This is a genomic window from Streptomyces palmae (assembly GCF_004684805.1).
In the GTDB taxonomy this organism is placed as follows: domain Bacteria; phylum Actinomycetota; class Actinomycetes; order Streptomycetales; family Streptomycetaceae; genus Streptomyces; species Streptomyces palmae.
Genome location: NZ_SRID01000015.1, coordinates 20959 through 43805 on the forward strand (window position 1 = coordinate 20959; position 22847 = coordinate 43805).

Annotated in this window: 12 protein-coding genes and 1 pseudogene; 3 read left to right on the top strand and 10 right to left on the bottom strand. The window is 70.6% G+C overall.

The features are described from left to right. Positions 1 to 657: 657 nt before the first annotated feature. From E4099_RS03270 to eccB, 8 genes are all read right to left on the bottom strand, one after another. Entirely contained in the window at positions 658 to 966 is a 309-nt protein-coding gene (locus E4099_RS03270) for a WXG100 family type VII secretion target (protein WP_135337375.1), read from the bottom strand. Between the two features lie 87 nt (positions 967 to 1053). After that, positions 1054 to 1449 (bottom strand): WXG100 family type VII secretion target, encoded by a 396-nt coding sequence (locus E4099_RS03275; protein WP_135337376.1) that lies wholly within the window; start codon positions 1447 to 1449, stop codon positions 1054 to 1056. A 204-nt stretch (positions 1450 to 1653) separates the two neighbouring features. Further along, the gene (locus tag E4099_RS03280; protein WP_245244562.1) at positions 1654 to 2832 is read right to left on the bottom strand and encodes a S8 family serine peptidase; all 1179 of its coding nucleotides are present in this window, start codon (positions 2830 to 2832) and stop codon (positions 1654 to 1656) included. Positions 2833 to 4918: 2086 nt separating this feature from the next. Beyond that, on the bottom strand, positions 4919 to 5404 hold the full coding sequence (locus E4099_RS03285) for a hypothetical protein (RefSeq protein WP_135337378.1): 486 nt from the start codon (positions 5402 to 5404) through the stop codon (positions 4919 to 4921). A gap of 439 nt (positions 5405 to 5843) precedes the next feature. Continuing rightward, the gene (mycP, locus tag E4099_RS03290; protein WP_135337379.1) at positions 5844 to 7076 is read right to left on the bottom strand and encodes a type VII secretion-associated serine protease mycosin; all 1233 of its coding nucleotides are present in this window, start codon (positions 7074 to 7076) and stop codon (positions 5844 to 5846) included. A gap of 1842 nt (positions 7077 to 8918) precedes the next feature. Further along, positions 8919 to 9395, bottom strand: coding sequence for a hypothetical protein (locus tag E4099_RS03295; RefSeq protein ID WP_209446509.1), 477 nt, complete (start codon positions 9393 to 9395; stop codon positions 8919 to 8921). Between the two features lie 119 nt (positions 9396 to 9514). Further along, positions 9515 to 10900: a type VII secretion-associated serine protease mycosin gene (gene mycP / locus E4099_RS03300; RefSeq protein ID WP_425348246.1), complete on the bottom strand. Its 1386-nt coding sequence runs from the start codon at positions 10898 to 10900 to the stop codon at positions 9515 to 9517. A gap of 111 nt (positions 10901 to 11011) precedes the next feature. After that, complete coding sequence (eccB, locus tag E4099_RS03305) at positions 11012 to 12562, bottom strand: type VII secretion protein EccB (protein ID WP_135337381.1); 1551 nt, start codon at positions 12560 to 12562, stop codon at positions 11012 to 11014. A gap of 309 nt (positions 12563 to 12871) precedes the next feature. Between eccB and eccE the strand changes: the two genes are divergently transcribed. From eccE to E4099_RS03320, 3 genes are all read left to right on the top strand, one after another. Further along, positions 12872 to 14134 carry a type VII secretion protein EccE gene (gene eccE, locus E4099_RS03310; RefSeq protein WP_135337382.1) on the top strand — a complete coding sequence of 421 codons (1263 nt, stop codon included), beginning with the start codon at positions 12872 to 12874 and terminating at the stop codon, positions 14132 to 14134. After that, positions 14134 to 15003, top strand: coding sequence for a hypothetical protein (locus tag E4099_RS03315; RefSeq protein WP_245244564.1), 870 nt, complete (start codon positions 14134 to 14136; stop codon positions 15001 to 15003). The genes eccE and E4099_RS03315 overlap by 1 nt, the downstream gene beginning before the upstream one ends. Before the next feature lie 280 nt (positions 15004 to 15283). Further along, positions 15284 to 18808: an SCO5717 family growth-regulating ATPase gene (locus E4099_RS03320; protein WP_245244565.1), complete on the top strand. Its 3525-nt coding sequence runs from the start codon at positions 15284 to 15286 to the stop codon at positions 18806 to 18808. A 147-nt stretch (positions 18809 to 18955) separates the two neighbouring features. Here E4099_RS03320 and E4099_RS03325 read toward each other — a convergent pair whose 3' ends face one another. Together E4099_RS03325 and E4099_RS33950 are read right to left on the bottom strand one after the other, a co-directional pair. Further along, the gene (locus tag E4099_RS03325) at positions 18956 to 19939 is read right to left on the bottom strand and encodes a bifunctional riboflavin kinase/FAD synthetase (protein ID WP_135337383.1); all 984 of its coding nucleotides are present in this window, start codon (positions 19937 to 19939) and stop codon (positions 18956 to 18958) included. Between the two features lie 159 nt (positions 19940 to 20098). Then, positions 20099 to 22847: pseudogene (locus E4099_RS33950) on the bottom strand (hypothetical protein); the annotation flags it as partial.

Below are 22847 nucleotides of genomic sequence, written 5' to 3' on the forward strand. Positions count from 1 at the left end.
CCGGATGCCATCCGGCAGCGGGATCTCTGTGCCGCGGAAAGCCCCACCGCCCCGGACACCATCGCCGAGGGCTGCTACCTTGCCGAGCCCGAAGGCGGCGACCCGAAGGGCGACCCCGTCTTGCGGCTCACCGCCCTGTACGGAAGCTACGCCGGACAAGCGCGGCGCGGCTCACACACCTTCCCGGGCGGGACCGAGGACGCGGGCCAGGACGACCGGGACACCTGGCGAGCCCGAATGCCCTGGCGCCCCGCGCGGGCTCCACACCATCACCACCGTGCCGCACGCGGAACCGAAGGCCCCGGGCGAGGTGCGGAAGTTCGAGCGTGCCGCCGTGAACGCGTTTGCCGAGCAGTCGGCGCGAGGCGGCACGGATGCGGCACCCTGCGGACGCCCTGACGGCGCCGGCGCCGCCACCCCGGTAGTCCTCACGAAGGCGGACGGGTCCCCTGCGGCCTCAGCCGCCTTCTCTCGCATCCGGCCCCGCGGCAGAGCCGATCACCTGGCGCACGCTGTCCGGCCAGTCCATTGGGGACAACGGGATCCGCCTCCCCCCTCCCCCGCTCCCGCTCCGTCCGGGAACGCCGATGGGGGTGTGCGGTCCCCGCAGGGACCACCCACCCCCATCACATCTGGCGACCGGTGACGGCAACCGGCTCAGTAGGCGATGTCGAAGAGTCGAGAGGCCTTCTGGTCGGTGTGCTTGTAGTCCGCGCTACCCGTCTCGATCTTCTGCGCGATCTCGAGCAGGATCTTGTGGATGTGGGTACCGCGGGCGTCGAACTGCGCCTTGGCGGAGAGCATCATCTGGTGGGCCTCACCGTCCCAGCCGTCGGTGACCTTCTTCACCGCGGCCCAGATGTCGTCCAGCTGCTTCTGGACCACACCGGCGGCGCCCCGGATGTCGCCGGCGGTCTGCTCCAGCGAGCTGTATGTGACCTTGATGTCATCGCCGTTTCCGGACATGTGTCCCCCACTCCTCGTAAGTCTGTTTGGTGGTTGGCAGTCGCCTCACGGGCCGGTCGGCGCCGGGAAGCGGCTCTCGGAATTGACTCAGTACGAGTTGATCTTGCTGCCGGCCTCGAGGCCCGAGTGCAGCCCGGTCCCCGTGCTGCCGGGCGCGAGGTGACCGCCCGCGGCGGCACCGTTGACGTCGATGCTGCGGAACTGCGACAGGATGTCGTCGTCGTTCGCGCGGCTGGACTTGCGGGTGAGGGCCACGGCGTCGTGGATGCCGTCGATCAGCCGACGCAGCGCGTCGTGGTCATCGTTCAGGGCCCGCTGCGCGGTGACGAACGCGCTCGCACCACCACCGGTCCAGACACCCTGCACCGTGGCAATGGCGTCCGCGAGCTTCTTCAGGTTCGTGGACAGCTGGGTGCTGGTCTCCTGAATGCTGCCCTCGAACGCGATGAATGCTGCATCGCTAATCTTCTGAGTGTCCGACATGTTCCACCTTCCCCGTTGAAATTTCGACCGGCCGGACCGAGGTTTCTCCCCTCGGCCTCTCACCGTCACTGACCGCGAATCCGACTTGCGGACTCACGCTTCTGGGATTGCCTACTGTGGCAATCGATCCGGGCGACCGCAACCGCCTTCGTACGCCCCGTACATGGCTCACCGCACCGAGGGTGGTGAGGCTTGAGAGGGAGGTCATAGGGCCCTGCCTCGCCGTCGAACGAAGAGGACACCGCCCACCACCGCGGCCAGCGTCGCGGCACCTGCCCCGACCCCGATCCACAGGCCGCTACCCTCACCATCCCCGCCCGAACCGGACTTCGCTTCGGCCTTGTCACCGCTGGGCGCCTCGGCCGGCTTCGCCGACTTCGACGCCTTCTCCTTCGCCTCGGCACTCGGTGACGGAGACGCACCGACCGAAGGATTCGGTTCCGTCGCACCCTCCCGAGCGAGAAGCGGATTCACATCCGGGGGGCCAGGGTTGCCTTTGCCTTCCAAGAGAGGCAAGCGCGGGCGGACATTACCGTAGCCAATGTATCGGCTCGGCACGATACCGTCTGGCGTACCAGCGGTCTGCATCATTACACGCAGAACCTGATGGTTCGTCCAATTTGGATGCTTTGCCCAGATGAGGGCGGCAGAGCCGGAAGCAATGGCAGTGGCTTGGCTCGTACCACCGGAATTACACCTTCCCGTGAGCTCGGGACATCGCCACGGAATGTCGTCACCGGGGGCCGCCAATGCGACCTGCTCTCCATTGCCGGAATAGCTGGCGACCTTGAGAGAGCGATCCACGGCAGACACCCCAACAACGCCCGGCAGCGCCGCAGGATAGACAACCGGATTACCCTTCTTTCCACCATTTCCCACGCTGGCAAAAACGAGGCTACCTTTCGCCAATGCCTCATTCACAGCCTTCTGCGTCTTCCTGTAATAGAACTCCTCACCTTCGGCACCGAGCGAGATATTGATGATCTTGGCGCCGCGCGAGACAGCGTAGCGAATACCACGCGATACGACCCCGTCGACGGAGTCCTCGGGCGGATGCGTAACCGCCTTTACAGGAAGAATTTTCGCCTCAGGGGCGATTCCCTGGATCCCGCCCCCAGCTCCCGTACCGGCAATGAGAGCAGCCATGTTGGTGCCGTGATTATCTTTGTCTCGCATCGAACCGGTAGGGGCGTTGGACACTTCCTTGCCCGGAAGTACCCTGCCCCGCAGTTCCGGGACCTCACTTATGCCGCTGTCGAGGACTGCCACGGTGACGCCTCGGCCCTTGCTTACCTTCCAGATCTCAGGCATGCGCAGGCTGTCGAGATACCACTGGTGGGAGCGGAAATCATCGGCCCCGGCTTCGGGCGCGACCCCACTCATCATCAGGAGCGTGCCACCGAGAACCGCTGCAGCTCTCCTCACGCCTCGTTGCCTGAAGTGAAGATGCCCTCGAAGCATGTGGCCGTGATCTCCCCTACTGTCTTACGGCTCGGTGTGCCGGCTAACCGATGACCGGCGGGGTGGCGTTCTTGCCCCCACCCACATGGGCGCTTCCCTCGGCCGTCTGTTCCCCGAGTCCAGCCGTCGTGCGCGCTCCGTTCCCGCGCACCAGCCCGGAGCCGCCCGTCGTGAACTCGGACCGCCCTTCTCGTGGAGGGTGGTACCCGGCAACCGTCCCACCCGGCTCAACAGCCAGACGTCGTCCGGAGGTGCTGCGCACCGTTGCAGGTGCAGCGGTCCGTCCATTGGCGCCCGCGGGCCCGTGAGTCACGCCTTTCGTTTCCTCGCCGATCACCGTTCCTCGGGGGAGACGCTGGCCGGCGGCAGGACCGGCCGTGCGCGGGTTGCCAATGACCATCCCCGATTCCGACGCCAGCCTCCGACCCGCGGTAGGAGTCCTCGACGAGCCATCGGCCGGACGGTGACCGCCCGTCGTCCCCACGGGGCCCACAGGTCCGCGGCCGGCGTGGTTCTCCTCTCCAAAGACTGCGCCCTGGGGCAGTCGGGTGGGGTTCAGCTGCCCCGACGCCCGGTTCGGGTTGCGCTGACCCCCGCTTACCCCATCAGTTGATGGTTGAGCCAACGACTGGGCGCGTGGCGGAGGAAGAGAACCTACTCGTTCACCAACGGCCGGAGCGCGTGGCGGCAGGCCGTTAGAGGTCGCCGGCGGCGTGCCGGGAATCGGAGCGCCGGGCCGTGCAGGCGGCACCCTGGGAGCGGGATTGACGGGCCCGGGCGAGCCAGGCCCCGAACGCGCCGGCCCAGGGGTGAACGGGGCAGGCCGCATTGGCCCGGGTACACCAGGATTCGACCGAGGGGGTGGCATCATCGGCCCCGGCCTCGAAGGCCCGGGCAGACCAGGGCCCGAACGTGCCGGCCCCGGCGGCATCGCGCCCGGCCTCATCGGGCCAGGGAGCCCCGGATTCGACCGAGTGGGCCCTGGCGGCATCGGGCCGGGACCCGACTTGGCGGGGCTAGGCCCGATGGGTCCTGGCCTGGCCGGTCCGGTGGGCGGCCCGCCACTGGGCTTGATCGGGCTTGGCAATCTGTTGACAGGGGGAATGGGTGCCGGTGGCGTGACCGGCACTGGCGATGGACGCCCAGGATCAGGGAGTCCGGGACCAGTCGGCCGCGTCGGCGTCTCCGGGGCAGGGGGAAGGGTGGCTGTCGAGTCGATGTTCGTTCCCGTGGCCTGTCCCGGGTTCGCCGGGCTGCCGGAGTGGCTGCTGGGCGGATCCAGCGCAGGAACAGGCGGAAGCGACTCGACGTCGCCATGGGGGGTCTTCACCCCGTCGGTGTAATGAACCTGCGCGCTGGGGAGCGTAGAACGGGGCGCCGGAGCGGAAACCGCGAAATTTCGCACGCCGGGCGTGACAGTTCCCGAACTCGAACCCGACCCCGTCGGCGTCACATAACTGTCGGACGCCTGCGTCACGACATCAGGAGCCTTGGGAAATCTCGGTTCTTCGAGCTTGTCGAGCCATGTCGACTGAGCCACATTGTAGTAGGACTCGATCTTACGCAGGGCTGCGCGGGCCGCGTTGTCTCGCAGAGTCTGCGTCTTGTCGATCTGCTCCTGCGTCAGAGGAGTGCCCGGCCCAGGCATTTCTCCCTTGCCTTCCGCAAGACCGAACTTGGCGTGGTCCAGCGCTGAATGCACCATCTCGGCGTACTTGGCAAGTGCGACGGTCTGCTTGCCCATCGCTTCGACCCAGTCCTTGAAGGACTGGGCACCCTCGCCCTCCCACTGCACGTTGTCAGCGTGCTCAATGAGCTCCTCGCCGATGCCGCCAATGACGGTGTGCGCCCCCTCGAGTGCCTTCAGCAGGCCGTCAAACTTCTCCGGTGTCGCAGACTCGATCATGGCGTTGAGCTGTTTGTAGTTCAGACCTTCGAAGTTTTGACCTCCGCTCGCGCAGGCCGGCGGTGTCTTGACGCCCTCTCCCATATCTCTCCCCCCTCCCGCTCATTCCTTGCCGTCGGTGTCGTTACCCGTCGCTGGGCTCTCGCCTGACTTACCCTGATCACTCGGGCTGCAGATCGGGTTGTCGGGCGTCACGGCAGCAGGATTGTCACGATGTCCCTGGTAATATCTTTCGGCCCGTTCCTGAATCGCTTTGAGCCGAGCGGACTGCTCTGCGTCCACGCCCTCGTAGTTGTTCTCAGCGATCACGGCAGCGATGCCCAGTGCTTCGATCTGATCGCCCAAGATCTGGGAGAGCTCGGATAGGCGTGCGTGCGCCTTCTCCACATGACCAGCCAGAATGCCGGCGGCATTGAAGGAACTACTACCAAAGGCGGTCGTCGGAACGCCGTGACTATCGAGATTCTTCTTGGCGCCCGGTGAATCGGCGAACTTCAAGAGCACGTCGTCGATGCGACTCTTGAAGCCCTTGAGGGTCTTGACCTCCTTGGCGAAGCCCTTCCCGAACTGTGTCTTCCCGTCCCCCACTCTTGGCCCTCCCCGTGTAGCGCACCCGCGCCTGCGGGTGTCACTGTACCCACCACTCTTTCACGCCCCAACCACAGGATTGCCAGGGCTTGTTGACAGGTCTGTAACAAGACCTGCCGCTACGGAACGTCTCGCCGTGCGCGTCTGCGGCGGCCGTCTTGGGCCACCAGGGGGTGGGCACGCTCGTTGTTGCGGTGGGAGGCGGCGACGGCCAGGACCTCGGGCATGGGAGCGGGGTAGATGCACTCGCCGTCGCTGTCGACCTTGCCGTTGCCGTCGAGTCGCGGGCGGGTACGTGATCGGTGCGCAGCACCGGGAGTTGGCAGAGTCTTCCCCGCGCACGGCTGAAGGCAGTGAAACTCCCGAGACATACGGGCATGCTCACCTCAGAAGTGCAGTAGCGCGGACCACCGACAGATCCAGGTCGCTCGATCGCCAATCAATGGCGGCGCCGCCGTGCGAGCATCAGGCCCACCGCCCCGATCGACACCACGGCAGCCACACCGACCCCTATCCAGACAGCCTTGCCGTCACCATCCGAATCGTCTTTGGCGGCGGCGTGACTCGGTGCGGGCGCGGGAGACTTCGGCTGCGGGCTCGAAGTGGGCTGAGCGCTTTCACCAGTCGACGCACTCGCCGACGGCGCCGGGTGGTTCGCTCCCTCTCGGGCCAGGAGCGGGTTGACGTCGGCGGGGCCGGGATCGCCCTTGCCCTCAAGGAGAGCCAAACGCGGGCGGACGGCGCCATAGCCGACGTAGTCGCTCGGCACGTCGCCCCAGTCCGGCCTGCCCGCCGTCTGCATCATGACCCGAAGCACCTGGTAGTTGGTCCACTTCGGGTGCTTGGCCCAGATGAGAGCCGCGGATGCGGATGCGAGAGCGGTGGCTTGACTGGTCCCCCAGGCGATGCAGTTCCCTTGTGTCTTCGTGCAGTATTCCGGGATGTCTTGTCCAGGAGCTGCCAGTGCGACCTGGTCTCCGTGATTAGAAAACTTCGAAACCTGCACAGAACGGTCGACTGAGGCAACCCCAACGACTCCCGGGAGAGCGGCAGGAAATTCTATCGGGTTCCCCTTCTCTCCGTCATTTCCCACACCTGCGAAGATAAGCACACCTTTACGTAGCGCATAGTCCACGGCACGTTGTGTCGCGGGAAAAGAGGACGGAGTGCCAGCAGAAGCGACAGAGATGTTGATCACCTTCGCCCCACCATCGACAGCGTATCGAATGGCACGAGAAATATTGGAATCTCCGAACCCTACGCCTTTATCTACCGGAATCTTAATCGGCAGAATGCTGGCTTCGGGCGCCAGCCCCTGAATGCCCCCGCCCTCCCCTGAACCAGCGACAAGAGCTGCCATGTTGGTGCCATGGCCGGAAGTGTCCCGATGTGCACCCGTTGGTGCCTCCGTAAAGTCTTTACCCGGCAACACCTTGCCTCGGAGTTCGGGAAGCGAGTCCCTAACCCCGGTATCCACCACCGCAACAGTGACGCCTTGACCTTTGCTTACTTTCCACATTTGGGGAGCTTGCATGGTTTCGAGGTACCACTGATGTGATCGGATATCCTCTGCTGATGCCTCGGGGGCCAATCCACCGAAGATCAGGGATGTTGCGCCGAGAACAGCAATACCCGCCCCAACTCCCCACCCAAGACGACCCGCACGAGGCATAAGACAGCAGACTCCTTAGATATCCTAGTTATTGGATGGTGGGCGGAATGGTGTTCCTCTCACCGCCGTCACCCACTTTCCCCTCGCCCTCCGACGCCTGACAACGCGAAAGAGCGTCGTTCCCTCGCGTGAGCCCTGTACCACCCGGTGTGAATTCAGCCCTCCCGCCACGCGGGGTACGAAGCCCACCTGTCACCCCGCCAGGTTCCGAGCTCAGGCGTCTCCCCACTGTGGCGTCAGGGGATGCCTTCGGACCAGAACCGATAACGTTCGCCCCAGGCGTGGCCGCGCTGCGCGGCGAAGTCGCTGGCTCTTCGCCCACCACGGTTCCCTGAGGAAGGCGCGGTTGGGACACCGGCGCAGCACTGGATGGAGCACCGAATACATGGCGCGGTTCTGAAGACAGCCGCCCAGCAGTCGCATGGGGACCCTGACCAGGAGGACGGACACCAGGAGTGTGCTGCATGGGCCCCACAGGACCCCGCCCCGGACCAGCCACAGGCCGTTCCTCGCCGAACGCTCTCCCTTGAGGAAGACGCTGATCGGATACCGGCCCGGTGTCCCGCGGAGCCCCGATGGTGCGGCGGGGTTCCGATACCAGCCGCCTGGCAGCCATATTGGGGCTCTGGCCGGGAGGACGGACACCAGGAGCATGCTGCATGGGCCCCATAGGACCTCGCCCCGGACCAGCCACAGGCCGCTCTTCACCAACCACCCTCCCTTGCGGGATTCGCGGTGTGGCAGGTTGTCCGTTCGGCCGGGCACGCTGAGGCCCGTAGATTCCATCGCTTGGGCTGACCCGAGGAGGGTTCATCCCTGTTCGCGGCGGAAGCGCAGGGCCTTGAGGGCTTCCCACGACAGGCCCCTGACTCGGCCCGCTGGGCCTGTTGGTCGGCATGCCGGGCAGAGGGGTGCCGGGCCTCATCGGCCCAGGCTCACCAGGACGCTTGGCGGGACCGGAGCCAGGCGCGGTCGGCAAGGGTCCAACCGGACCAACTGGGACTGGCGCCTGGGGCACACGTGAGGTATCAGGCAGCCCCGGAGGCATCGGCCTGGTCTCTGTGGGTGGTGCCGGCGGAAGCGTGACTGTGGAGTCGAGGTCGGTTCCCCTGGCCTGCTCGGGCGCAGAGGGAACGCTGCCTACATGACCAGGCGTGCCGGGGTCGAACGGGGGAATGTCGTCCATTTGTGGAAGGCTGACAGATCCTGCGTGGGCAGGATTTCCACTTGGACCGGCAGTGGGGGTTACGGCATGAGAAACGATGGTCGGTGCTGCCAGACCTGAGTTGGTGCCGCCACCAGAAGATGTAGAACTACCGTACGATTGCTCGCCGCCTGCGATTGAATTCCCGATTTCCGGCAGCGGAGGGAAGTTCGGCTCCTTGAGTTTGGCGATATCTCCCTGTGCAGTGGCATAGGAGGAACTAACCGTCTCGAGAGCAGCGATTGCTTGCTGGTTCCCTCCTGGCTTCGTCCGTTTCGCGTCCTCTTCCGGGTCGACCATGCACAGGGCTGGTGGCATTTGAGACTTACCTTTTGCCAGCCCGTCTCCGGCCACACCCAGTGCATTGCACACACCGGTCGTATATTCGGCTAGGACCAGAGTCTGCTTAGCCATCTCTCCGACCCACCCACGAAATGCTTCAGCGCCTTGCCCTTCCCAACGGGCTTTGTCGGCATGGGCTTTCATTTCTTCGCTGATGCTCTGGATGTCGCCGGCCGCTAGAGTCAGTGCGGCACAGGCGGCAACGATTGATCCTGGGTCTGCCCCCGCAATCATCTCGTAGAGTTTTTCGTGGGACATCTGGTCGAACTGACCGTCTCCCATTTTTCCCTCCCCTCTCAGAGTTGGCTGCCGCCGGAGTTGTTGCCGCTACCCTTGCCTCGCTCAGGGGAATCCTGCCCGTGACTGTTTCCCTCGTCCTCGGGCTTGCGGTAGTGCTCCCGGGCGCGCTTCTCAAGTTCGCGAAGTCGCGCAGCCAGGTCGTCGTCGATGGAGTCGTAGCCCCGCTCGGCGATCTTGGCGGCAATGCCCATGGCCTCGATCCGGTCACCCAGGAACTGAGACAATTCCTCCAGGCGCAGGCGCACCTTGTCGTAGTGCTCGGCCATGCTCTTTGCCGCGGCGAAGTCCTTGCCGTACGCATGCTGTGGAATCGTCTGATGGCTGATGTTCTTCTTTGACGCCGCAGACTCCTGAAGCGCCGTCAGGACCGTATCGATACGCCCCTTGAACTTACTCAGCGTCTCGGCTTCCTTGACCAGGCTGCTTCCGAAAGTGGGTGGCGTAGAACCTGCGTCGTCTTTCGGCTGCCCCACTCTTAGCCCTCCCCGTGTAGCGCACCCGCGCCTGCGGGTGTCACTGTACCCACCACTCTTTCACGCCCCAACCACAAAGTGGCCAGGGCTTGTTGACAGGTCTGTAACAAGACCTGCCGCTACGGAACGTCTCGTCGTGCGCGTCTGCGGCGGCCGTCTCGGGCCACCAGGGTCGTGCCCGTGATGACGGCGGCGGTGGCGATCACCCCGCCCAGAGCGTAGGTCGCATAGCGCTCTCGGCGCTGCTGGGGAGTCTCGCCGATGATCAGGGGCTGGGCCGCGGGAGCGGCGATGTCGCGGTGTGCTGTGCCGGCGGTGGGCTTGTCGATGGGGTGGTCGTCCTCGGTCATGGCGCGGACCGGGTCCACCACGCCCCATCCGACGTAGCGATCGCGGCCGTTCACACCGCGTTCGGCGGTCTGCTCGATCTGGGCGACGACCTGGTGCTGCTTCCAGTCGGGGTGCTTGGCCCGGATGAGGGCCGCGAGGCCGGCGACGTAGGGGGTCGAGAAGCTGGTCCCGTTGTCCACGCACTGGCCGTACTTGGGCACCGTGGAGACCATTTCGACACCGGGCGCCGCCACTCCGACGAAGTCACCGCTCTGCGAGAAGTAGGCGCGTTCGTTGTTGCGGTCGGAGGCGGCGACGGCCAGGACCCCGGGGATGGAGGCGGGGTAGGTGCGCTTGGACTTGCCGTCCGCCCCATCGTTGCCGGCCGCGGCCACCACCACGACATCGTGGTCGAGGGCGTACCGGACGGCGGCTTCCAGGACGACCGAGGGGCGGGCGCCCACCGTGTCCTGGGAGATGTTGATGACCTTGGCACCCTCCTCGACGGCCTTGTGGATGGCCTGGGCCATGGTCTGGGGCGTGCCGTTGCCCTTGTCGTCGCTCTGCTTGAGCGGAATGATCTGCGCCTCGGGGGCCAGGCCGACGAACCCGGTGCCAGGGTTGGGGCGGGCGGCGATGATGCCGGCGACCTTGGTGCCGTGGCCCACGGTGTCGTCCGTACCGTCCCTGGGCGGGGGCGGCGGAGGGGGCGGCTGCTGCTTCTCCTTCTTGCCCTTCTGGTCCTTCTCGTCCTTGGCGTCCGCCTCACCGGTGTCCTGCGGCGGAGGCTGGTCGGACTTGTCGGCGGGCAGGTAGTCCATTCCACTGGAGGCGTCGACAGCCGACTTGAGCTGCGGGTTGTCGTTGTCCACCCCGCTGTCGATGACCGCGACCCGCACCGGGCGGCCCTGGGGGTCGCGCCCCTTGGTGTCCCGCCACAGCTGGTCGAGCACCAGGCGTTGAAGCGCCCACGGGGTGCCCTTGATCTGCTTTTTCATCGGGTAGGTGCACTCGCCGTTGCCGTCGATCTCGCCGTCGCCGTCGAGTCGCGGGCCGGGGTGCGTGAGGTCGGGGCCGGCGGGCGCGGCGTGGGCGGCTTGGCCGGCACCCGCTGTCGCGGTCAGGGCGAGGAGGGCGGCCGCCGCCAGCCCGCCGCCCAGCTTGGTACGCGGCACTGCCTTCCCCCGCTTCGTGGTCCGTTGGATCCGTTGCTGCGTCGTCGTCGGTTCCGGCGCGAATGCCGGCGGCCCTACCGTCCCCCGTGTCATGGTCGTCTCGTCCCGGCTCTAGGAGCCCTGCGGCTGCCGGGCGCTGTTGGTGTCCAGTCGCGGTCCGATCGGCAGGAACTGGGACCAGTTGGCCGGGATGGGCGCCAGGGGCACACCGTCGTAGCCCAGCCGCTTCTGGGCCTTGTTGGCCTCCTGTCCGCCCTGCTGCTTCTTGTCCTCGTCCCCACCGATCTTCGACTTGTCGGTGCTGCTGTCGTTGTTGGCCTGGACCTGGTAGCGCAGGCCGGTGTCGGTGACCAGGAACACCAGACCGGTCTTGGTCGAGCTGCCGGTGATCTGGCGGTAGAGCAGACCGCTGCCGGGGGTGACGTACGCGCTGGTGGCGCCGTCCACGATGGTGGCCGGGTAGTCGCGGCCGGCCCAGGTGCCCAGTTTGGGCGTGCCGTCGCCGCTGACCCCGTCGAGGATGCTGCAGACGGTGTCCTTGGCGGCGCTGTCCTGGGTGGTCTCCACGGAGTTGGCCTGCCGCGGGGCCTGGGTGGGCCAGTTCCGGTCGCCGTAGAAGTCCTTGCTGTCCGGGGTGAAGTCCGCGTTGTGCACCCGCTCGGGCCTGTTGTTCTGGCCGAGGTCGGCCAACTGGGGGCTGCTGAGCAAGAGTTCCGCGACGAAGTCGGAGACCCGGGCGACCTTGTGGGGGAGCACGACGTAGTGCTGGGTGCTGGTGCCGGCGGCCGCCACCAGCACCATGCCGACCTTGTTGGCCTTGCCGAGCGCGGGCAGTCCGGCGTCCGCTCCGATGGTGCCGGGCACCTGCGGGAACTGGACGTCCGTGCCTTCGCGGAGGGTGTTGAGCCAGTCGTCGGTGACGCTTTGCGGCTTGGCCCCGTCGGCGAAGAGGGTGCGCAGCAGGAGGTTGTACTCGGCTCCGTCCGGCTTGTTCCGGCCGGTGCCGCCGATGCGGTAGCGGGAGCCGTACGGGTCCACGAGGTAGCGGTCGTCGTGCTTGCCCTGGACGTACAGCACCTGGCTGCCGCGGAGCCGCTCCTTGCCCTGGACCTTGCCGACCTCTCGGTCGGCGAAGAGGAAGACGGCCTTCTGGGTGGTCTTGTTGTTGCCGCCGGGCTGTTCGCAGACCGCCCACTTCTTCTTCTTGCCGGCCTCCTCCGCGGAGGGCATGCGGTCCGGGGCGTAGGGGATGCCCACGGTCGGTCCGCGGGGGATGTCGCCGTTGTCGATCGCCGATTCCTTGACGGTGACCACGCTGGACTTGCTCGGTTCCAGGAGCAGCTTGGCGGAGGCCAGGTTGAGGACGGGGTGCAGCTGCTTCTTGCCGTCGGTGACGAGCACGACATAGCGGGTGGTGGAGGCGCTGCCCACGATCACATGGGCCCCGGGCTCGTCCCAGCCCTTGGGTGCGGTCGGGTCGATCATGCCCCAGGCGCCGAATCCGGCGAGCACCAGCGCGCCCACGATCAGACCGGGCAGTACGGCGCGGATCGGGCGCGGCGGCCCCTCCTCCGTGTTGGTGGCCGAGGGCTGCAGAAAGGCCGTGACCGTACGCCTCTTCGCGAAGGTGTAGGCGTTGAGCTCGTCCCTGCGAGATGCCATGTGTGAGCCGCTTCTCCCCGTAACTCAGCGTCAACCGTTCGGGCACCGCCGCCCTGGGGCCGACGTCGGCCTGATTATCTACTATGCCTCTCACCCGCGTGGTCCATGTGGCGGGGGTACGGGGACGGGGCGGGAGTAAATCCGGCTCTTCAGGGCGAGTTCGCCCACTTTCGGGCACCGACCGGAGACGCACCGCCGTCCGATAACGTGACAGCGCGATCAGCTGACCCGTTGCGGCGGGTCGTCGCGGATGACGGGGAGACGCGCGGAAGCGCGGACAGTCGCGAGAAAAGGACAAGGTGGTCACCGATGGGCTCTGCCACCCGCGCACGCGGTCCCGAGCGTGCCGTATCGCGGCAGCCGTCGCTCACCAGGGGATTCGGACCGGTGCGGCTCCAGCAGTTGGTGTTGGTGGAGGTCGCGGCGGCGGTGGTCTGCGTCGGCTGGATCATCTCGCCGCTGCTGCTCGCGCCCGCCGGCGTCATCGCCCTCGTGCTGATCGCGCTCGCCCTGCCGCGGCGCAGGCAGCAGCAGATGACCGACTGGCTGGCCACGGCGGCGGCGCTGCGGCGCCGTCAGAAGCACGCCAAGGAGCCGGTGGCGCCCGGTACCGACCCGGCACTGGCGCCGGTGGTGGAGTGCGACCCGGCACTGCGTACGTACTCCTACGCCGCGCGGGACCGCCGGCAGGTGGGCATGGTGGGCGACGGTACGTTCCTGACCGCGGTGATCCAGGTGCAGGGCACGGATGTGCCGCTGCGGCCGGTGGGCGTCGGTCGGCCGCTGCCTCTGGGGCTGCTGCACGACGCCCTGCGGGTGGACGACATCCGGTTGGAGTCCGTGCAGGTCGTCCAGCACACCCAGCCGGCGCCGGCGCCTCATCTGCCCCCGCAGTCGGTGGCCGCCCGCAGTTACGCGCCCCTGCAGGAGCAGAGCGGTGCGCCGGCGGTGCGGATGACCTGGGTGGCGCTGAAGCTCCATCCGGAGCTGTGCGCGGAGGCGGTGGAGGCGCGCGGTGGCGGACTGGAGGGCGCGCAGCGCTGTCTGCTGCGCGCCGTCGACCAGTTGGCCAGTCGGCTGACCGGAGCCGGGTTCGCGGCCAAGCCGCTGGAGGAGGGCGAGTTGACAGCGGCCATCGCCACCTCGGCGTGCGCCAATCCGCTGGCGACGGCGCAGGCGGGGCGCGGGAACGCGCCCACTCGCCGGACCGTCGAGTCCTCCCGCGCCTGGCGCTGCGACGATCGCTGGCACACCAGCTACTGGGTGTCCCGCTGGCCGCAGTTGGGGCCGGGCACCACCCCGCTCTCGCAGGTCGTGGCGCTGCTCACCGGGGTGCCCGCGCTGGCCACCACCTTCAGCCTGACGCTGAGTCCGGGGCAGGGCCCGGCGGGCCGTGCCGACGCCCGGATCAGCGGCTATCTGCGGCTCACCGGCCGCAGCGACACGGAGTTGGTGGACGGACGCAAGGCGATGGAACGCGCCGCACGGAGCATGAAGGTGGCCCTGGTGCGCCTGGACCGCGAGCAGGTGCCCGGGGTGCTCGCGACTCTGCCCTTGGGAGGCACGCGCTGATGAGCACGACAGACATCGGTGGCCCGACCGCCGCCACCCCGGCCCCCCAGGGGGAACCGGTTCAGGTCGGTTTTCCGCACCAGACGGGTGTTCCGAGCCAGCCCGGGTCCAGGGCCCGGGGCGGCTCCGTACGGGGCGACGGCGCGCCCGCCGGTGGCGCGGGAGGCGTCCGGCGCCCCGGCTTCGGGCTCATAGGTCCGCGCCGCGCCCGGCACGCCCTGCCGCTGGAGCAACTGGGCGACCTGGGGCTGCCGGTCGGCGATGACGGGGTGACCATCGGCGTGGACCCCCAGGGGGCACCCGCGGTGCTGGGCTTCAGTCGGCCGGAACCCTTCGACGCGGTGCTCATCGGCGGGCTGTGGACGGCGCAGGCGCTGGCGCTGCGGACCGCCGGCACCGGCGCCCGGATCGCGGTGGAGACCGGTCGCCCGCATCTGTGGTCGCACGTGGTCCAGGCCGCGGGCGGCGGGCAGCAGTGCATGACGGTGTTCGAGGTGGGGCGCGTTCCTCCGCAGGGTCCCTCGGTCAACAGCCCGGTGCTGGTGGTGCGGGACTGCGGAATGCGCCCGCCGCGCGGGCGGGTCTCCGCGCTGCCCTGGCAGGCGGTGCTGACCCTGCTGCCGTACCTGAGCCCGGTGGCGCCCAGGCTGCTGGAGAACGCCGATCTGGTGGGCGTCCAGCGGGTGTCACCGGACGAGGCCCAGCAGGTCGGCCGGATCATGGCGCTGCCCGAGGAGGAGGTGGCGGCGCTGCCGACGCTGGGCGACGGGGTCACCCTGTGGTGCGACAGGACCTCTCGGCGGTACGTCATGACCCAGCCGACGGAGGCCGAGTCGGGGCTGCTGGGCACCCCGCGTCGCGTCGACTGACACTGCCTCATGCCCGAGTTGCGGCATATGCCCGCACAGTGGGATGGTGCACCTCCTGTCGCGGTGCGCGGGCGTATGCACGGTGCGTCAGTTTTCTGATGCCCGGGGCACGGCGGGCCTGCCCCCACGGCGCACGGCATGACTAGTCTTGTGTGGGCGGTGGCGAACCCGGGCACCGGGTCGCCGCGTCCCACAAGGGGAAAGCCGAGCAGTCGGACGCGCGACGGTAGCGATCGGCCTCGCCGGACACGCAAGGTGCTCGACCACACCAGGAGGCATTGTGAGCAGCGATCGGGACGAGATCCGCACGGGCGGAACCTCACCCGGCGATGATCGGACCGACGCGGATCCCGAGCACACCGGCGAGTTCACCATCGACTACAGCACGCCCTCCTGGTACACCCAGGACGCCGCGCCGGCCTCGGGTACCTCCTCCACCGGTTCGCCCGCCGCCGCGGACGAATCCGGCGGCAAGGACGGCGGCCAGGCGCCGGTTTCGGGCTCCGGGCTGATCCCGCCCCCGCCGCCGACCGGCAGTCCGGTCCTGGTGCCGGAGGGGTACGGATCCGGTGCCACCACCGACACGCCGACCGCTGAACCCCCCTCCCCGGCGGCTCCGTCCACCGGCGGTGCGGGGAGCGGCGCCGACGACACCGACGGCGACTTCGTCCTGGCACCCAGCGGCGCCCGGCCGGAGGCGACCGCGGCCACCCCCGGCGCGGCGGAAGCCGAGCGGGGCGACGAACGGGACGGCGCGGACGGTGCCGGCACCGGCACCACCGATGACGGGGCGGGCACGGCTGCCGCTGAGGACCGTGCCGAGGATGACCGGTCGGCGGGCGGCGAGCCCGGCAGGACGGACTCAGAGACCACGGACGGCACCGGCGGAGCGGCTGACGCGGCCCCGTCGGGTGTGTCGGGCTCCTCCGGCGCGGGCGCGGACTCCCCAACGGACACCGCCGAGGAGGCGCCCGCGGCCCTGAAGGACGATGGCGCGGCAGGCGGCACTCCGGCCGATGGCGCCGCGGCGGGCGGCGGTGCCGTGGGGAGTCCGGCCACCATGCGCTTCTCCAGCGCCGCACTGCGCAGGGAGGTGGCGGAGCGCGCCGCGGCCCAGACCGGGCAAGAGGCCGACGCCCAGCCGGAGTTCCTGTCCGAATCCGACGCGGTCTCCGACCCCGATGCCTTCGAGGGCATGGTGCGCAGCGAGGGCACGATGCAGTTCTCCGGTGCGGCGCTGCGCCGCAAGGTCGCGGGCGACGCCGCGCAGGCCGCTCCGTCCGCCGCGCCGCAGGCCGCCGCCGGCGGCGACTGGGCGCCGCAACCCGTTCCGCAGGGCGGACTCCCGCCGCTGCCCCCGGACTTCGAGCCGGCCGCGCCGCCGGCGCCCACCGGTGGCGGGGAGGCCGGAGCGGTGCCCGCCGCCGGCGCGGGGACTGCCGCGGAGCCGGGCTCCGGCGCCGTACCGGGTTCCGACTCCACAGCGGACTCCGGCTACGGAAAGACCTTCGCGCGGCTGTCCGCCGACTGGCGGCCGCCGGTTCCCGGTACGCAGGGGCAGCCCGCTCCTGCCGCCCAGGCCCCCGGCTCCGCCGTCCCGGCCGCGCCCACCGGCGGTGCCGCGCCCGGTGGTTACGGATATCCGCGTCCCGAGCCGACGGACGCCGTTCCGCCGGGCCACGGTGTGCCCGGTGGGTACGGGTACCCGCGGCCCGAGCCCACCGACGCCATCCCGGCCGATGCGGCGCCGGCCGCGCAGGCTCCGTCCGCCCCCGTACAGCAGACGCCGCCCGTGATGGGGCACGCTCCGGTCCAGCCAGGCCCGAGCGGTCCGGCTCCGGCCGCCGCCGGCGTGGGCGGTTACGGCTTCCCGCAGCCCACGGCCGGGGCACAGCCGGGCGTCGCGGCCCAGCCGGGGGCCACGGGGCAGCCCGGAGCCGGGGCCCAGCCGGGCGTCGGGGCCCAGCCGGGCGTCGGGGCCCAGCCAGGGGTCGGCGGGCAGCCGGCTGCCGGGTACATCCCCGGTCAGCAGGGCGCCCCGCAGCACGGGGCCCCCGGGCAGGGCGGCGCGCAGCCCGGCCCCGCCCCGGCACCGGGCGGTTACGGCTTCCCGCAGCCGGCGGCGGATGCCCGCCCGCAGGGCGCCCAGCTGCCCGGCCAGACAGGTCCGGCCCAGGCGCAGGCCGGTTACGGCTATCCGCAGCACGGCGGCCCGGTCGCCCCCGGCCCGCAGGGAGCGCCGGGTACCGATGCCCAGGCCGGCTACGGCTACCCGCAGGACTCGGGGGCCGCCGGGGCGCAGAACGCCGGCCCCGCCGACCCGCGTACCGGCGGCTGGCCCACCATCTCGCCCGAGCAGCGCCAGCGACCGGGGCACGGAGCGGGCGCCCCGTTGGGCTACACGGCAGCGGTGGAGCTGTCCTCGGACCGGCTGCTGCGCAACAAGCCCAAGCCCCGCAAGCAGGGCAGTCCGGGTGGCCGGTTCAAGATCGGCGGCAAGAAGGAGGAGGCCGAGCGGCAGCGGAAGCTGGAGCTGATCCGCACGCCGGTGCTGTCCTGCTACCGGATCGCCGTGATCAGCCTCAAGGGCGGTGTCGGCAAGACCACCACCACGACCGCGCTGGGCGCCACTCTCGCCAGCGAGCGCCAGGACAAGGTCATCGCGATCGACGCCAACCCGGACGCGGGCACCCTGGGCCGCCGGGTGCGGCGCGAGACCGGGGCGACCATCCGCGACCTGGTGACGGCCATCCCGTACCTCAACAGCTACATGGACATCCGACGGTTCACCTCGCAGGCGCCGTCCGGCCTGGAGATCCTCGCCAACGACGTGGACCCGGCCGTCTCGACGACCTTCAATGACGAGGACTACCGCAGGGTCATCGGCGTGCTGGGCAAGCAGTACCCGATCATCCTCACCGACTCGGGCACCGGTCTGCTGTACAGCGCCATGCGGGGCGTGCTCGACCTCGCCGACCAGCTGATCATCATCTCCACCCCCTCGGTGGACGGGGCCAGCAGTGCCAGCACCACCTTGGACTGGCTCTCCGCGCACGGTTACGCCGATCTCGTCTCGCGGAGCATCACCGTGATCTCCGGAGTCCGCGAGACCGGGAAGATGATCAAGGTGGAGGACATCGTCTCCCACTTCGAGACGCGTTGCCGCGGTGTCGTCGTGGTGCCGTTCGACGAGCACCTGTCCGCCGGTGCCGAGGTGGACCTGGAGATGATGCGGCCGAAGACCCGGGAGGCGTACTTCAACCTCTCCGCGATGGTGGCCGAGGACTTCACCCGGGCCCAGCAGGCGCAGGGGCTGTGGACGGGCGACGGCAGCTCCCAGCCCCCGCCGCACCTGGCCCCGCCGATCCCGGGCCAGGGCGTACCGGCCGGCCCGCTGCCGGGGCAGGCCCAGCCGGGCGGTTACGCCCCCGGGCAGCCGCAGCCGGGCGGCTACCCGGCCCAGGCCCAGCCGGGGCAGCCGCAGCCGGGCCAGTTCGTACCGCAGCCCCAACCGGGGGCTCAGCAGTACCCGCAGCAGTACCCGGGGCAGCCCGGGCAGCCGCAGGCCGGCGCGCCCGTCCAGCAGGGCCAGGCGTGGGTCCAGCCCGGCCAGCAGGCCGCTGCGCAGGGCGGTTGGCAGCAGCCGGGAGCGGCGGCACCGGCCGCGGGGCAGGCGCCGGTCCCGGGACAGCCCTACGCCCCGCAGCCGGGCCAGGTCTGGCCGCAGCAAGGGGGGCAGGTTCAGCCGCAGCCCGGGCAGCCGGGCGTGCCTGACGGGCAGCAGCCGCCCGCGCCCCAGCAGTAGGCGACAGACCTGCGGCCCGCCGCGGCCCCCGCGCCGATCGCGCGCGGGGGCCGCGGCGGGACACAGCGACAGGGAGAGGCCCCGGGCTTGGTGCCCGGGGCCTCTCCCTGTCGTATGGCGCGGCGCGTCCGGTGGCGGGTGCGCCGCTCAGTCCTCGGCGCCGCCGACCGCGCCCGAGGCGCCCGCGGTGTGCTCCGCGACCAGGTCGCGAGCCCGCTTCACATCGATCGCCATCCGCTCCAGCAGCGCCTCGATGGAGTCGAACTTCTCCTGGCCGCGCAGATACGCCAGGAAGTCCACCTCCACATGGAGGCCGTAGAGGTCGAGCCCGACGCGGTCGATGGCATACGCCTCCACCGTCCGCTCGGTGCCGTCGAACTGCGGGTTGGTGCCCACCGAGATCGCCGCCGGCATCCGCTCGCCGGCCGCGGTCAGCCACCCCGCGTACACGCCGTCGACGGGGACCGCGGTGTGCGGCACGGTCTCGACGTTCGCGGTCGGATAGCCGAGCTCCCGGCCGCGCTGGGCGCCCCGGACCACCAGGCCCTCGACACGGTGCGGACGGCCCAGCACCTCCATCGCGCCCTCGACGTCGCCCGCCGCGACCAGCCTGCGGGCCAGGGTGGAGGAGAACGGCTCGCCGCCGCCCGCCGTCCCGCGCTCGCACAGGTCGATGACCTCGACCTCGTAGTCGTAGGTGGCGCCCAGCTCCCGCAGGAAGGCGACGTCTCCGGCGGCCCGGTGCCCGAAACGGAAGTTGGGGCCCTCCACCACGAGCCGTGCCCGCAGCTTGTCGACCAGCACCTTGACGACGAAGTCGCCGGGGGTGAGCTGCGAGAACTCGGTGGTGAAGGGCAGGATCAGCATCGCGTCCACGCCCAGCTCGGCCATCAGCTCCGCGCGCCGGTGGTGCGGGGACAGCAGCGGCGGATGGCTGCCGGGGCGCACCACCTCACTGGGGTGGGGGTCGAAGGTGACCACCACCGCGGGCACGCCGAGCTCTCGCGCACGTGCCACGGTGCGGCCGATGATCAGCTGGTGCCCACGGTGCACCCCGTCGTAGGAGCCGATGGTGACGACGCTGCGCCCCCAGTCCTCGGGGATGTCCTCCAAGCCACGCCAGCGCTGCACTGTGCCCGCTCCTCGCCCGAACTCTTGTCTGTCGACTTCGCAGGTCTAAGACTGCCATGCCCGAGCGTGATGCCCAGCATCGGCCAGCCCAGCGGCACTGCGACGCATGTCTCACTCGCCGACCACCGCCGCGGCTCCCTGCCCGAGACCGGCCCCCGATCAGCCGTGGGCCGGGTGCGCGTCGGCCGACCACTCCTCGATCCGCGGGCCGTCGAGCCGGCACAGCGGCACGCCTGCCTCGACCACGCGCTCCCGCGGTCCCACGGAGCCGTTGCGCGCCAGCAGCTCGCACTCGCGCCGGGCGGCCGGGCCCGGCACCGTCGCCCACTCCTCCGGCGCCGACTCCAGCCAGCCGCGCACCAGCCGGGCGAAGCCGGGCACCTCGCGGGCCAGCCGCACCAGCCGGCGGTCGAAGCAGGCCGCGCCCTCCGGGGTGCGCGCCAGGAGCATGGCGGTGCGGTGCACCAGTTCCCGGGTGCGTGCCTCGCCGCGGGCCGCCGCGCCCTCGGCCGCGGCGCGCAGCAGGGCCTCCAGGACCGCGGCGTTGCCGCAGCCGGTCTCCGGCTGCCCGGCGGAGCCGTACCGCTCCCGCTCCAGCAGCACCTCCAGGAGTTCGGCGCGGAGCGGGCGGGAGGCGGGGGTACCGGGAGAGGCCAGCACCGGTGCCAAGGCCCGCCGCACCTGGGGCGGGTGTGCCCGCAGCATCTCCAGGACCAGCGGGAAGAGCACGGCCCGGGCGGCGGGCCCCTGCTCGAGCCGGCGGTCGACGAACCCGGCGGCGTACCGCGCCCCGTGCGCCCGCCGTTCGACCAACTCGCGCACCAGTCGGGCGGCGCGAGTGGCCAGTTCCGGATCGGTCAGCTCCGCGAGCACCCGCAGCACCTCGCCGGTCGCCGGGCCCGGCTCCCGCACGCGCTCCCGGAACGCCTCCAGGACCGCGTCGGCATGGGTGTCCAGGGCCGGGACCAGGGCCTGCGGCGGCAGTTGCGGATCACCGGCCGCGAAGTGCTCCAGTGCGCGCGGCAGATACGCGCCGCGTGTCACCGGATCGCGGACGAGCAGGCCGAGCGCGGCCCCGTGCGGGGAACCGTCGGTGGGCCGGTCGAGCAGGGCCAGCGCGGCGCGGCGGAGCAGGCGGTGGTCGTCCTCGGTGCGCGCCGACTCCGCCGCGAGCCGCCCGTAGGTCACCGCCGCCGTCCACCGCTCGGGGCGCTCGCCGTGCGCCCAGCGGTCCACCGCCCGGCACAGGGCGGCGGGCTCCTCCTCGGCGAGTGCCCCCAGCAACTCGGCGGCCCGCGGGTGGGCCGTGTCCGCCAGCGCCTCGGTCAACTCGTCCAGCGCTCGACGGCGGTGCGTGTAGAGCAGGGCCTGTGCGGCGGCGGCCACCGTGGCCCGTGGCTGCGGGGTGGGTGCCGCGGCGGGCCGCGGAAGAGGGCGCTCATCGTCGAACCAGCCGCACAGCAAGGGCTGTACGGTGCCGGGCTCGGCGCTGAGCAGGGCACCGACGGCCGCCAGAAAGCGGTCCGGCGGGCAGGCGCTCTCGGACGGACGGGGCGGAGACCCGGTGCCGGGTGCGGGGGTTGTCGCCGGCCGCGGCGGAGGGGGCTGGTCCGCGAAGATCAGGCAGCGCAGCAGCTCCAGGCGGTCGGCGGTGGCCAGGGGCAGCCGCAGCCAGAACCAGGGGCCGAACTCGCCCAGGGCGGCCAGCGGCCCGAGGGTGCCCAGGCCGGCCGAGGCCCCGGACCGGGCACCGGCCGACCCCCACCCGGGGCGTTCGGCACCCGGGTCGCCCGGCATCGCCGCCTGCTCGTCACGGCGGTCCGGTCCCCCGCCGGCACCGTAGCCGCCCGGCGCCGCCGCCTTCCCCCGGTCGGGGGTCGGCACCCGGCGCGGGGACGGCACCCTCGCGGCGTCGAGCGCCGCGTACGGGGCCGGAGACGGGGCTCCGTCGGACGGGGAGCCCGGCACCGTCCCGTCCATGGCGCGATCCGCCGGAGGGTCGGTACGGCGGCCCCCGGAGCAGAAGCCCCCGCGCTCCACGGCCCGTGCCGTGATCCGCTCGGCGAGCTCGGTCAGCACCGGAAGGTACGGGGTGGCGTCCGGTACCCGGAGCAGCACCTCACCGAGGAGATGGGCCGCCCACCAGGCCGCCTCGGCGCGCTGTCCGCGCTCCCGTGGGGGGCCGGTGCGGACCGGGGCGGCCGAGCGGTCCGCCACCGCCACCAGATCCGCCAGATACCGGGCGAGTTCGTCCGGCCCCCGCCGCCTGCCGAGCAGCAGCAGCGCCTGGAGCACCGGGCCGATCCGGTGCCGGGGCACCGGCAGCGAACGAGGACGGGCCGCGGGCCCCACGCCGGTGGCGGCGGCATCGGAGGGAACGGACTCGACCACCGCGCCATCCTGGTCGGCCGGTGCCGCCCAGGAGGGGACCGCGCCCGGCTCGTCCGCCGGCGCACGCCCGGGTCCCTCCCCCGCCTCCTGGAACCGGCGGTGGACCAAGGCGTACAGCGCCGCGTCCAGATCCAGGTGGAGGCCCTGGAGCCAGTCCGCCAACTCCTCGTGGGCGAAGCGGTATCCGCACCCCGCGGGCACCAGCAGACCCTCGGTGAGGACGGCCGACGCCCAGCCGGTGCGCCAGGGGAAGACCTCCTCGAAGGACTCGCGGTCCAGTTCACCCTGGCCCGGCCCCAGGCAGCGCCGCGCCGCCTCGTGCACCCGCCCCGCCGCCCTGGCCGCCAGCCGGCGGACGGCACGGGGGCGCGGGGGCGGATTCTCGGCGGCGGACAGCCGGATCGCGATGCGCAGACACGCCAGGTCCAGATAGGCGGCGAAGATCTCCCAGCGGTCCGGGGGCTCCGGGGGCGCTCCGGGAACCCCACCCGGCCCGTCCTCCGGCGCCCGGCCGCCC